The 13,021-nt window shown below is 56.4% G+C and carries 12 protein-coding genes; 8 read left to right on the forward strand and 4 right to left on the reverse strand.

The window, feature by feature from the left end:
* The first annotated feature begins 11 nt into the window (after positions 1-11).
* The 3 genes from ACP26L_RS12435 to ACP26L_RS12445 all read left to right on the forward strand — a co-directional run bounded on the left by ACP26L_RS12435 (position 12) and on the right by ACP26L_RS12445 (position 5,078).
* Positions 12-890, forward strand: a complete 879-nt coding sequence (locus tag ACP26L_RS12435) for a phosphotransferase (RefSeq protein WP_426452828.1) — start codon at positions 12-14, stop codon at positions 888-890.
* A 67-nt stretch (positions 891-957) separates the two neighbouring features.
* Complete coding sequence (gene sda / locus ACP26L_RS12440) at positions 958-1,125, forward strand: sporulation histidine kinase inhibitor Sda (RefSeq protein WP_426452830.1); 168 nt, start codon at positions 958-960, stop codon at positions 1,123-1,125.
* A 134-nt stretch (positions 1,126-1,259) separates the two neighbouring features.
* Positions 1,260-5,078 carry a GH32 C-terminal domain-containing protein gene (locus ACP26L_RS12445; protein WP_426452832.1) on the forward strand — a complete coding sequence of 1,273 codons (3,819 nt, stop codon included), beginning with the start codon at positions 1,260-1,262 and terminating at the stop codon, positions 5,076-5,078.
* A 123-nt stretch (positions 5,079-5,201) separates the two neighbouring features.
* On the opposite strand, the gene ACP26L_RS12450 is transcribed toward ACP26L_RS12445, so the two are convergent.
* Entirely contained in the window at positions 5,202-5,645 is a 444-nt protein-coding gene (locus ACP26L_RS12450) for a ribonuclease domain-containing protein (protein WP_426452834.1), read from the reverse strand.
* 330 nt (positions 5,646-5,975) lie between these two features.
* Here ACP26L_RS12450 and ACP26L_RS12455 point away from each other — a divergent pair, with 330 nt between their 5' ends.
* The 5 genes from ACP26L_RS12455 (at position 5,976) to ACP26L_RS12475 (ending at position 8,783) form a co-directional block, all read left to right on the forward strand.
* A complete protein-coding gene (locus tag ACP26L_RS12455) occupies positions 5,976-6,329 on the forward strand; it encodes a glyoxalase (RefSeq protein ID WP_426454910.1) in 354 nt (117 codons plus the stop codon).
* A 144-nt stretch (positions 6,330-6,473) separates the two neighbouring features.
* On the forward strand, positions 6,474-6,797 hold the full coding sequence (locus tag ACP26L_RS12460) for a LysE family translocator (protein WP_426452836.1): 324 nt from the start codon (positions 6,474-6,476) through the stop codon (positions 6,795-6,797).
* A gap of 91 nt (positions 6,798-6,888) precedes the next feature.
* On the forward strand, positions 6,889-7,746 hold the full coding sequence (locus ACP26L_RS12465) for a phosphotransferase (RefSeq protein ID WP_426452838.1): 858 nt from the start codon (positions 6,889-6,891) through the stop codon (positions 7,744-7,746).
* 24 nt (positions 7,747-7,770) lie between these two features.
* Positions 7,771-8,274, forward strand: a complete 504-nt coding sequence (locus ACP26L_RS12470; RefSeq protein ID WP_426452839.1) for a GNAT family N-acetyltransferase — start codon at positions 7,771-7,773, stop codon at positions 8,272-8,274.
* On the forward strand, positions 8,271-8,783 hold the full coding sequence (locus ACP26L_RS12475) for an AAA family ATPase (RefSeq protein WP_426452840.1): 513 nt from the start codon (positions 8,271-8,273) through the stop codon (positions 8,781-8,783). The genes ACP26L_RS12470 and ACP26L_RS12475 overlap by 4 nt, the downstream gene beginning before the upstream one ends.
* A gap of 242 nt (positions 8,784-9,025) precedes the next feature.
* Here ACP26L_RS12475 and ACP26L_RS12480 read toward each other — a convergent pair whose 3' ends face one another.
* The 3 genes from ACP26L_RS12480 to ACP26L_RS12490 all read right to left on the reverse strand — a co-directional run bounded on the left by ACP26L_RS12480 (position 9,026) and on the right by ACP26L_RS12490 (position 12,872).
* On the reverse strand, positions 9,026-10,582 hold the full coding sequence (locus ACP26L_RS12480; RefSeq protein ID WP_426452841.1) for an ABC-F family ATP-binding cassette domain-containing protein: 1,557 nt from the start codon (positions 10,580-10,582) through the stop codon (positions 9,026-9,028).
* Between the two features lie 318 nt (positions 10,583-10,900).
* Positions 10,901-11,641, reverse strand: coding sequence for an MBL fold metallo-hydrolase (locus tag ACP26L_RS12485; protein ID WP_426452843.1), 741 nt, complete (start codon positions 11,639-11,641; stop codon positions 10,901-10,903).
* A gap of 331 nt (positions 11,642-11,972) precedes the next feature.
* The gene (locus ACP26L_RS12490; protein WP_426452845.1) at positions 11,973-12,872 is read right to left on the reverse strand and encodes a DMT family transporter; all 900 of its coding nucleotides are present in this window, start codon (positions 12,870-12,872) and stop codon (positions 11,973-11,975) included.
* Positions 12,873-13,021 lie beyond the last annotated feature (149 nt).

Consider the following 13,021-nt stretch of genomic DNA (forward strand, 5'->3'; position numbering starts at 1 on the left):
TCCTCTTGAGGATGGAAGTGGAAGACATCATTCGTGCAGTACCCGAGCTAAACCGCGAACGGTTGGGCTTTGAAACACTGGGAGGGGGCCTGTGCAACGAAACCTATAAGGTATACACCAAAGAGAAGGCCTACGTGCTTCGCATCAACAGCAGGCAAAATGAATATTTAAACCTGACCCGCCGCTCAGAGACCGAAGTGATGAAGATGGCAAACCGTGAGGGATTTGCGCCTAAAGTCATCTCTAGCGCTGCTCCTGAACAATTTGTAGTTACGGAGTTCATCGAAGGCCGCATGTTAGCGAAGGATGATCTGAAGAACCCTGCCGTCAAAGGAATGATCATGGATCGTCTCAAGCGAATACACCGCATGGAGGATCAGGGAAGAATATGCAGCCCCTACGACTTGATTCATGGCTATTTGAAAGGCGCCGATTCGTTTCAAGTCAAGCATCCGGAGGGGCTAAACCGAATCTTGCATCGAGTGGAGACCATTGCGCATAGGCGGAGTAATGACAAAGAATATAACAACAAGTTCTGCCACAATGATTCCTTCTTGTGCAACATGATCTATACCGGCGACCAGCTGCAAATCATAGATTGGGAATTGTCGGGGATGGGGGATGTGTTTTTTGAGTTGACTCTTATTCCGTTCACAAACCAATTCAGTGAAGGGGAGGAGCGGGAATGGCTTGGGTTATATTTCGGACATGCCGAAGAGGATGCCTTTCACATTCTGCAGGACATGAAATACGTTTCCATGGTCCGTGAGGTTGCGTGGGGCTTATTCTACAGTGGACTTACGAAGGACTCAAACCATCATGAATTTGATTATTACAAATTTGCTGAATCTTGCATCCAGCGAATAGAACAAGGGATTTATCAGCTATGACAGCGACAAATACACGTCCGCCCAGGGAAAGCGATAATAGGGTTCTTGGGGGTCTGGGCAGCGGGTGATGCATGTGATCGATGGGGCAGACCGCACAACAGGCTTGGAGCAGGCGAGTACGGATGTACTCGCCGCCGCCTATCAAGAGGCGCTTGCGCTCGGGCTTAGCAGGGAGTTCATCCTTCTGCTGGAAAAGGAACTGTTACGAAGAGCGTCCGAGCGACGAGGTTCCTGAGAACGATATCCAAGTAGGAGAGGGGGTGATGGATGCCGCAATTCGGAATGATCGTAATCATCAAGGAGGGAACGAACTTACGGAGATTCATGTATGCGGTTACATCAGTTGACGATGAAAAAGGAGGAAATGCTTTGTTTCAAAGTAAAAAATGGCTAAGCATCATGCTCTCTATGACGTTAGGTCTCATATCCTGCCCCGCCTATCAACAGACCCATGCGGCTGCGACCACCGTTGCCCAGTGGAAGTTTGACGAAGGAAGCGGGAACACGACGAAGGAAGCGGTGGGAAATACGAACGACCCCATACACTATGTGTTTAATAACGCGGTTTATAAACCGTCCAGCGCCCCCGAATGGAAAGCGGACGGCATCTTAGGCAGTGCCTTATTATTCGACGGCTACTCCACTTGGGTAACGCACAACCCGATTGCCACGCCTTCGACGGCGATGACCATCGAGACCTGGGTCGCCCCCCGGGCCTATGAATGGGGGGATAACGGGATGCTGTCGGCCATCGTCAATCAGCATGATAAACCCGCCAAACAGGGATTTGTGCTGGGGGTCTTTCGTGGAGGCACCTGGTCGCTGCAAATCGGGTCAGGCGGAAATTGGTATGAGCTGTGGGCTTACGAGCCGCTCCCCAAATACGAATGGTCGCATCTTACAGCCACGGTGGACGGAACGCAAGGGACGATGAAGCTGTATTTGAATGGGCAGCAGGTCGCATCGCGCAGTATTCCTGCCAATTCAACGATCACTCCTTCTGCTAATAACTTGCTGATCGGCAAGAACAACCAGAGCACACCGCTCGCTGTGTTCCCTCTGAATATGTTTAACGGTCTCATTGATGAAGTGAAGATTCGGAGCGGAGCTGCCAGCGCGGCGGAGGTGCAAAGTTCTTACCAGAGCTATTTGACCCAGCTGGGCGGGAATATGCCAACGCCTGACCTAGGCTTTGACCGAAGCTCGTACAATGGGGACAAATACCGTCCCACTTATCATGCTATCGCACCGGGCCATTGGATGAACGAACCCCATGCGCCACTCTATTATAACGGACAATACCATCTCTTTTATCAAAACAACCAACACGGCCCTTATTGGCACAATATGCATTGGGGACACTGGGTGAGCAACGACATGGTGCACTGGCGGGATCTTCCGCCGGCGGTATCGCCGGAGCTGTTCCAGGTGGACCCGGATGGCGACTGGACGGGAAGCTCCGTCATAGACGATGCCGGGAACCCTACGCTGTTCTTCACGGCCGGTAATGATGCCAAGCCCTATATCGGCAGCAATCAGAATATCGGTGTGGCACGGAGCACGGTGAAGCAGGATGGCGACAACGATTTGAAGAAGTGGATCAAAGAATCCAAGCTTGCGGTTACTCAGCAGCCAGGCCAAGGAAAAATCGGTGAGTTCCGTGATCCTTATGTATTCAAGGATGGTTCGACATGGTTCATGCTGGTAGGGACGGGGATCGATGGTCAAGGCGGCACCGCCGCTGTTTACTCCACGTCAGATTCCAATCTCATGAATTGGACCTACCGGGGGCCATTGTATCAATCGAATACGGCTGTATATCCCCACCTGGGAACGGTATGGGAGCTTCCCGTGCTGCTGCCTCTGGGCAATGGCAAGCACCTGCTCGCCATTAGTCCGGTCGGGTCTGGAGCGGACGTTGAAGTATACTACTGGATCGGCACCTGGAACAGCGGCACCGCCAAATTCACCCCGGATCAACCGGCTCCGCAATTGATGGATTTCGGCGATTTCAAATTCACGGGTCCGAGCGCTTTTGTTGACCCGGTCTTGGGACGGAATATCCTGTTTACGATTGCACAGGGAGAGAGATCTTCTCAGGAAGAATCCGATGCAGGTTGGGCGCATAATGCCGGCCTGCCGGTGGAATTGAGTCTCCGGCCGGACGGTAAGCTGGGGATCAACCCTATCCGCGAGCTGCAGTCACTACGCGGTCAGCAGCTGGTTAATATCACGACGGATACCAGTTTTGCCGCGGCGAACACCGCTCTCTCCGCAGTATCGGGTGATACCTTGGAGATTGAAATGGAGCTCGCCAGAGGGGCTGCGGATCAAGTAGGCATCAAAGTACGCCGATCTCCAAACGGGGAGGAAGAAACCTTGCTGTATTACAAGAACAGCGCGGATGAATACGGAGTGAACCGGACCAAAACGGTCGCGGGTACGAACAAGGGGATCCAAAAGGGCACCGTAGATATCGGGAATGAAAATGTAAAGCTGCATGTTTTTCTGGATAAATCCATGGTGGAGTCTTACTTGAACGGATTAAAATCCATCACGACGCGCACGTATTCCACGCGTGAGGATGCTAAAGGCCTGCAGTTATGGGCGGATACCAATACGGATTCCATTGTCGTAAAGTCGCTAAAGGTCTGGAGCATGAACTCGGCTTACGTACAGACTCCGGCGAGCGGCGTAACACTGTCTCCGGCAAGCCTCCAAGTGACCGTGGGCGAAAAAAAACCGTTACAGGCGACGGTGGCTCCATCAAATGCGACGAACAAGAACGTGACCTGGACTTCGAGCAATCCCGGCGTCGCAACGGTTGTCAATGGTGTGGTCATCGGCAAGTCGGCAGGCACCGCAACGATCACGGTCAAAACCCGTGATGGTGCCAAAACGGCAGCAAGCGCGATTACCGTTGCCGCGCCGGCTTCGTCCGCGAATTTGACGAACGGAGGATTTGAATCCGGCAATCTAAGCGGCTGGATAGTTGAAAGCGGGAATGCATTCTCAGATGCGGCGGTGACGAATCAATCCGTGTTCTGGGAGACACAGCCATTCAACCACAAAGGCACGTATCATCTCTGGGGTATGAAAAACGGAGACGAAGCAGCAGGCGTTCTGAAGTCGCAAAACTTCACATTAGGCGGCAATGGTCAGATCAGCTTCCTGGTCGGCGGAGGTTCCGACATCGACAAGCTCTACGTATCCTTCCACCGGGCTTCGGACGGAAAAGAATTATTCCGGTCGACGGGACCCGGCACCTACTGGAACTGGCAAAGCAGTAAAGGCGAAACGGAAAGCTACACCCGAAGATCCTGGGATGCCACCGCTTATATCGGGACTTCCATGTATATTAAGGTTGTCGATGAACGGACGGATGGGTGGGGTCATATCAACGTGGACGACTTCCTTGTTCCTGTTCAAGGAGGCACGACGGATACGCAAGCCCCAACGGTGCCGGCCAATCTGCAAGCACCGGCCAAGACAGCGAATTCGGTCACGCTCAGCTGGGGAGCATCAACCGACAATGTCGGGGTTACCGGCTATTCCATCTTCCGCGATGGGACTCAAGTGGGCACCAGCACAACAACGGGTTATACCGACACCGGATTAACAGCAGGCACAGCCTACGCCTACACGGTAAAAGCGTGGGATGCAGCCGGAAATGGATCCGCCGCCAGCAGCAGCTTGATGATTACGACCCAAGCTTCCACGATCGGTGGAATAACCAACCATGATTTCGAGAGCGGGAATTTGACCGGCTGGACAGTCGAAAGCGGTAACGCATTCAGTGCTGCAGACGTGACTGGCGATGTGAACTGGGGATGGGGTGGACCCTTCAATCAGAGTGGATCGTATCACCTGTGGGGGTTTAAAGACGGAGGTGACGGGCAAGTCGGCGTCCTCAAATCCGAGACATTCACACTTGACGGCAGCGGTGCCATCGATTTCTTGATCGGCGGCGGAAATGATATCAACAACCTGTACGTTGCTCTGGTGCGCGCTTCCGACGGAGCGGAACTGATGAAGACGACGGGCGGCAATAACGAAGCGTACAGCCGGATCACATGGAATGCCGGTTCTTATGTGGGGACGTCATGCTACATCAAGATTGTCGATAATGCAACGGGAGGCTTCGGGCATATCAATGTAGATGATGTGAATGTCCCTGCTTTGAAATAGAGCCATACAAGCGGAAACGTCCGTATCTTCCTTGGACATTTCCTCACTGTGCAATAAGAGGGGGCTGTCCCACAAGTCATACTCACATGACTTTGGGACAGCCCCTCTCTTATTCATTCCAGACTAATACCATCTCTTGAACGTCGCGTAATGGTCGCTGGTTGTGTAATACAGGCCGTCGTTCGAGAACAGAACGCGCTGCGAGCCTCTGCAGCCTGATTTGTAGTATGCGTCGGCCTCGTACCATACGCGGCCGGAGGCGGATGGCAGCTTGCCCTCGCGGTTGTAGAAGACGTCGCCGCCGATGCTGTAGCCCGGTGCTGCCGTGGCCAGGTTGCACTGGCTGGAAACCCAGCCTCTCTGGGCCGCTTGGCTCTTGGTGATAAAGTTGCCCGGCAGCCAGCCGTTCGCTTTGATGTAGTTGATGATGCCGGCAAAATCCGTAGGCCCGGACACGGCCGCTTCGGCTGTCGGGGCGCCTCCGTTCGGGATCACCGACCCCACGCTGCCGAATATCAGGCTGAGCATAAGGGCGAACATGGCGATGAATCTCAACGCGGTTTTCATTACATAAAGCCTCCTTTGTCTGAGAGATAGGAATGATAGGAATACGAAATTTCTAGAACAGTATAAAGGAAAATATTCCCTTTGTTTGTAATGTTTTTATGAAGGGATCTTCGAAAAGAGCAGTTGCTGTGCAGGGGGCCGCATGATACGATCACCTGAAGACCAATGCTTTTCTGACGATAGTGAAGGCCGTGGGATAGAGCGCAAACATACTTTTAATGAAGCGGCGCGGGAATAGGAACGGTACCGTCAAGGTGCATGATTTGCTTCACGAGGGCGGGGGCGAGAGAAGGAGGAGGAGCTGCAGTGTCATCATTTTCATTCGAGGGAATGGATCATGTCCAATTGGCTGCGCCCGAGGGATGCGAAGAAGAAGCCAGGGGGTTCTACGCAGAAGTGTTAGGTTGGCAGGAGATTCCCAAGCCGGAGCCGCTGAAGAAGCGCGGGGGAGTATGGTTCCAATGCGGCATCCATCAGGTGCATATCGGTGTGCAGCAGGAGTTCCGTCCCGCGCTTAAAGCGCATCCCGCTTTCAGGGTGAAGCGGCTCGAGGAGCTGCGCGCCCATCTGCTTCAGCAGAGCATACCTGTCATTGACGACGATGCCAGATCGGAGGAAGGCGTTAGCCGCTTCTACGTCAGCGATCCGTTCGGCAACCGGCTGGAGTTCCTGGAGTGGCACTAATCTCAGGGCAAAAATGAGGGCGCGCGATGAGTATCATGTTATTTATGGAAGGCATTCTGATCGGCTTGGCCATTGCGGCACTTGTGGGGCCGATCGGTCTGCTCTGCATCCGGCGGTCGCTGGTCCAGGGCCGGATCTACGGGCTTGTCTCGGGCCACGATCTACGGCATCGTCGCCGGATTCGGCCTTACGGCGGTGTCCGGCTTTCTGACGGCCCATGCGTTCTGGCTGCAGCTGCTTGGCGGGATCTTCCTATGCTATCTCGGATGGCGGACCCTGCGATCCAAGCCGCCCGAGCAATCCGCCGCCGTACAGAGGGGAAGCCTGCTGAAGTCGTATACCTCGATTTTTCTCCTCACAATCACGAATCCCATGACGATTCTGTCCTTCACAGGCATCTTCGCGGGGCTGGGGCATACGGCCGGATCTAGTGATTGGAACGATTCCCTCGTGCTCGTTCGTCTTTAGAGAACATTTCGCTATACTCATACTCTCCATCGCTTGGGGAGGCCCCGTGATTTTATAATGGATGAATGGAGAATCACGGGGAGGACTACACATGACTCAGAGAAAAGACGTTCACGGTCTGCTGGAAACACTCCGCAGCACAGGCGTAGTGGACAGCCGCACCTATGCAAGGGAGCAGCTGAAGGGCACTACCGATGGGGTGGTATACGAGCTCGCGGTCGGAGAGGAACCGGCCTATGTGTTGAAGATGGACCGCCCGGAGGAGATTCGCCAGGTGGAGCAGTTCTATACGGCGTATGCGGACAGCCGCCTGCTGCCGAGGCTGCTTCACGCGGACCCGGCGGGCGGCAGCATGGTGTATTCCTTCGTGCCCGGGACGACGCACATTCACCGGGGCCCCAAGGCCCGCTGGATGATCCGGCTGGTCCGGGAGCTGCTGAACAAGTATCAGGCGTGCCCAAGCAGCGAAGGATGGGGGCGGCTCGAGGCGCCGCGGGAGTCTTGGCGGGCCTTTCAAGAGCGGAGTGCGGAGGATGCGTCCCGTACCTTGGCTGGGATCCTTCCCGCTGAGGATCATGAACGGATCAGGGGGCTGCTCGGACGGATTTCCGATGCGGGAGAGCCTTATCTGCTGCACGGCGATACCGGCATCCACAATTTTGTATTTCATCACCGTGAGCTCTGCGGCGTGATCGATCCTTCGCCGATGACCGGTCCGGTGCTGTATGATTTGACATACGCGTTCTGTTCATCCCCGGACGACTTGAATCTGGATACCCTGCTCGCCGCCTATGACGTGCTGCATCCTAAGCCGGTAGATCAGACCCGGCTGATCGAGGAAACGGTCTTCCAGCTCTACTGCCGTATTGCCATCTGCGTCAGCGTGCATCCACAGGATCTGGAAGGCTATCTGCAGGCTTGGCCCAACTGGCGCGACCTGATCTCCTAGCCGCCGGTTGAGAGGAGGAGTGCTATGACGAGGGCAAAAGCATTCGAGATCGTGGAACGGCCGCCTACCGTGGAGGAGCATCTCATGCTGTGGCAAGCTGCGGGATGGGGCACCGTAGACTCCCGGATGGCGGAAACGTCGATCGCCCGTTCCGTGCATGCGGTGGTGGCTGAGGCGGAAGGCCGCACGGTGGGCATGGGCCGCATTGTCGGGGACGGTGCGATGTACTTTTATATCCAGGATGTGGCTGTCCTGCCTGAATACCGGGGGCGGGGGATCGGCAGGGCGATCGTGGAGCGGCTGCTGGCGTATATCCGGGCGAACCGGTATGCGCAGGGGCTCGCGTTCGTCGGGCTGTTTGCGTCCCCGGGCAAGGAGGGGTTCTACGAACGGTTCGGCTTCCGTGATCACTCTCCCAGCATGACCGGCATGTTCCTGGTGATGGAAGACGCTGAGCCTGCAGGTGTTGCTATAGTGACAGGGGGCGGCAGCGGAAAAGAGAACAGCGAAGGGGGCGGGAGCGTATGACGGGTCAGTCCAAGACTCCGCTGTTTATCGTTACTGGAGCAAGCGGCTCCGGCAAAACGACGGTCATTCCGGAGCTGCGGCGAATTCTGCCGGACATGGCCGTATTCGATATCGACGACATTCTTCCATTCGCCCGGGAAGATTGGCAGAGCATCCGGAATATCTGGTTTCGTGTGGCCAGAGGCATTGCCGAAAGCGGACGAATGACCGTGATCTGCGGGACCGTGATGCCGTGGGATGCCGAGCAGTGCGAGGATTATTCCTATTTTGCGAACGTGCACTACTTGAATCTGCATTGCGACGAAGAAAGCCGGATAGCCCGGCTGGAGGCAAGGAGCTGGCCTGAGGAGCGGATTGCGGAGCATTTGAAGTTTGCCAGGTGGCTGCTGGACAATGCGGATCTGGCTTATGATCCGCCCATGCCGACCTTGGATACGTCCGAGACGGACCCAGCCGAGGTGGCTCTAGGAATACGAGAGTGGATACACAGCAATGCCGGCCATGGTTAGCTGAAGGGATGAGACCGAGTGGAACAAGAGATCAAAGAGATCCACGACCCTGTGGCGGATCTCAAGCAGCTTCATGCGAAGCATCACACCGGGTAAGAGAAGGGGATTGGGAAGTAGAGCCAAGCCGTCCGGGTGGGCTAATTCCTCCAATACTCCAGTTTAATGTCTCCCTGGGATAAAGGAAAGAGCAAAAAACCTGCTGACCTATGGGCCGGCAGGTTTCTTCATGACTACCAAGGGTTCTAGAACACCTTCGTCGTCCAGGACTCGCAGTTCCAGGTATCCGTCACGACGTCGCGGTAAAATTCCGGTTCGTGGGAGATGAGCAGGATGCTGCCTTTGTACGCCTTGAGGGCGCGCTTCAGCTCATCCTTCGCATCCACGTCCAGATGGTTCGTGGGCTCGTCGAGCACGAGCAGGTTCGTCTCGCGGTTGATCAGCTTGCAGAGGCGGACCTTGGCTTTCTCGCCGCCGCTCAGCACCGCGATCTTACTCTCGATGTGCTTCGTCGTCAGGCCGCACTTGGCCAGCGCCGCGCGCACCTCGAACTGGTTGAAGGAAGGGAACTCGCTCCAGATTTCGTCAATGCAGGTATTGTAGTTGGCATCCTTCGCTTCCTGCTCGAAGTAGCCGATATCGAGGTTGTCGCCGAGCCTCACCGAGCCGGACAGCGCCGGAATCTCGCCAAGGATGCTGCGCAGGAGCGTCGTCTTCCCGATCCCGTTCGCGCCGACGAGGGCGATCTTCTGGCCGCGCTCCATCCGCAGATCGAGCGGGCGGGACAGCGGGCTGTCATAGCCGATGACCAGCTGCGACGTCTCGAAGATGAGCTTGCCGGACGTCCGCGCATCCTTGAAGTTGAACTGCGGCTTCGGCTTTTCCTTCGCCAGCTCAATGACATCCATCTTGTCGAGCTTCTTCTGGCGGGACATCGCCATGTTCCGGGTGGCTACGCTCGCTTTGTTGCGCGCCACGAAGTCTTTGAGGTCCGCAATTTCCTGCTGCTGCCGCTTGTAGGCGGATTCGAGCTGCTGCTTCTTCATCTCATAGACCGACTGGAAATGATCGTAGTCTCCGACGTAGCGGTTGAGCTCCTGGTTCTCCATATGATAGATGAGATTGATGACGCTGTTCAGGAACGGGATATCATGGGAGATGAGGATGAACGCATTCTCGTACTCCTGCAGGTACCGCTTCAGCCATTCGATATGCTGTTCGTCAAGATAGTTCGTCGGCTCGTCGAGGAGCAGGATGTCCGGCTTCTCAAGCAGCAGCTTCGCCAGCAGGACCTTCGTCCGCTGTCCGCCGCTGAGGTCGTTGACGTCCTTGTCGAGTCCGATATCGGTCAGCCCGAGACCGCGGGCGGTTTCTTCGATCTTCGCATCGATCATATAGAAATCCTGGTCGGTGAGCGTATCCTGGATCACGCCGACCTCCTCGAGCAGCTGCTCGAGCTCCTCCGGAGAGACCTCGCCCATCCGGCCGTACATGTCGTTCATCTCCTGCTCCATATCGAACAGGTATTGGAACGCACCCTTGAGCACGTCGCGGATCGTCATGCCCTTGTTCAGCACGGCGTGCTGGTCGAGATAACCGACGCGCATGCGCTTGGACCACTCCACCTTGCCGTCGTCCGGCTGCAGCTTGCCGGTAATGATGTTCATGAAGGTTGATTTGCCTTCGCCGTTGGCGCCGATCAGTCCGATGTGCTCGCCTTTGAGCAGGCGGAAAGATACGTTATTGAAGATCGCGCGGTCTCCAAAGCCGTGGCTCAGTCGTTCTACATTAAGTATGCTCATTGAGTGACACCTTTTCTTTTAGTCTTCATTCTTTCCCTATTATATGCGCAGGTGGCGAACAACTCAATGTGGGGACTTTGGTTATTATTGAAAAAATCCGTACAGGATGGGGACCGCGGCTTATAAAATAAGGACGCAAGCCCATAAACCGGTCCGAAAGAGAAGAGGCGCCTCATCCCATTGGCCCGGATGGGAAGAGAGGCAGAATCAGGGATGGCAGAACAGTCACCCATGTGAATGAACTGCTGCTCTGCTGCCTGCTCTTCCGGTGCGAATAGGGTGCAAGTATATATGAAGAACAGCGGAAGCCGGCCAAGGTTACAGCTCGAGCGCTTCTCTCGGCTTCAGCAGATTCAGGGTCACCCGGCCTGCCGCGGCGGCCTCCAGCCGTGCGGGGATATCCGGTGTCTCCCGGTAGACCGGGGGATGGTGAATGGCCCCGTAGTGGATGGGGATAAGCACGCCGGCTTGAAGCACGGCCGCAGCCGAGACGGCCTGCTCAGGCGTCAGACAGATCGGCTGGCCGCTCGGCGTCCGGCCGGGTACCTCCAGCACAGCTCCGTTGACCGGAAGGCAGGCGGCGTCGAAGGGGCCATGAGCCGCGGTAATGGACCACCAATAGCCATGCCACAGCGTATCGCCGCAGTGGATGGCTCTGCGTCCGCCGGCTTCGACAATCCAGGCGATCTGGGGATCGCCGACGCCGTCCACCGAGGGAGCCGCCGTCACGGTGATTCCGCCGCCGAGCTCGTAGGCCGTACCGGCCGTACTGCCTGAGACATTCCGCAGTCCGGCCGCCCGGGCGGCGTCAGCCCCCTGCTCCGGCACATAGACGGGAATATCAGGGCCGTAAGCTGCGATGATCGCCTCGGGATCAAAGTGATCCTCATGCAAATGCGTGACCAGTACGGCGTCGGCTCTTCCGAATTCGGCCAGCGGATACATCGGCTCCTTGGAACCGCCGAACTTCGCGGGAATGCGTGTAACCGCATCGATGACCACAGCCTTGTCTCCTGCCTCAATCCGGATGCCTGCCCAAGGTAAACGTTGAATTTTCATCGATCCCATCCTCCTCATTTATAACTCATATAGTGTATTTATGCCGGTTAGTTGTCTGTGAGATGATCATAACAGAAAAGGAATAACCTGTAAATGTAATTTTTGGAGGTTAATAAAAGAACAGGCCCCAGCGGGTATGTAATTCTCAGGGAACAGGCAGGCCGTGAAAGAGGGAGGCGGGAGAGGCGGGAGGGAACGCCAAAAAGCCCCGCCGTCCCAAGGGACGCGGAGCTGCTCATTCGGATGAGGAGATCATCCGGACAGGATATCCGGGCGGCTTCCCCGCACGGCATCAGGATATGCCGCCAGGCCGGCTCGGAAGCCGCCGGGTTCAGGTAGTGGTGACGCCGGGAGCCAGGGGGGCAGGAGCCTTCGCCTTCTTCTTGAGTGTGGCGAGGATGACGCCGCCTACGATCAGGACGGAGCCGGCCAGCTGCACGGCGGTTACCGGTGTGCCCAGGAAGGCAAAGCCGACGACCATGGCGACGAAGGGCTGCAGGTTCAGGAACACGGAGGCTTTGCCCGCTCCGACCCGGCGCAGCTGCGTGTTCCAAACCAGTCCGCAGACGCCCTGCATGACAATGGCCGTCGTCACAAGCAGTCCCCAGGCCCATAGTTGTGTGCTGATGCCATGCAGCGGTTCCTTGATCAGGGCGGCGGGGATGACCATGCCGGAGCCGATGACGGTCGAGTAGACCGTCGCGACGAAAGGATCGATGCGTTCGGTGAGCCTGCGCATCATGATGATCGAGACGGCGAAGGTCAGCATGGCGATGCCGATGTAGAGCAGCCCCCGGGACAGCGCGAGCCCGCCGGACTGCCCGACGACAAGGAAGATCCCCCCAATCGCAAGGACCGAACCGGCCGCCATGCGCGGTGTGAAAGCCTCCTTCAGGAAGACCGCGGCGAGCAGGGCGGTGGTGATCGGAGCCAGCGACAGGACGAGCGAGGCTGTCGTGGCGCTTACCGTCTGCAGGCCCGTGAAAAAGGCCGCCTGATTCATCAGCGTGCCGATGAAGCCGAGCGGGACGAGAAGCAGGTAATCCCTGCGGGAGAGGATCTGCAGCCGCTTCGTGCTCCACGCATAAACCAGCAGGAACAGAGAGGTGGCGGTAAGCCGGAAGGCCGACAGAAGGAGGGGCGGGAATTCGTGAACGAGCATCGACCCGAAGACGAAGTTGCTACCCCAGCAGGTAACGCAGAATAACAAGAGCAGGTAGGACCGCATCATGGCATGGTTCTCCTTTTACAAGGGATAAGGATCGTGCTAAAATGCTACATACCAATCGTATGACATACACGGAGAACAACGATACATAACTGCGTATCCGGCCGGCAGTTACGCCCGGCGGCGGTGCGTGAACACGGGAGGACGGAATC

This window comes from Paenibacillus sp. S-38, from assembly GCF_049942825.1.
Taxonomy (GTDB): Bacteria; Bacillota; Bacilli; order Paenibacillales; family NBRC-103111; genus Paenibacillus_G.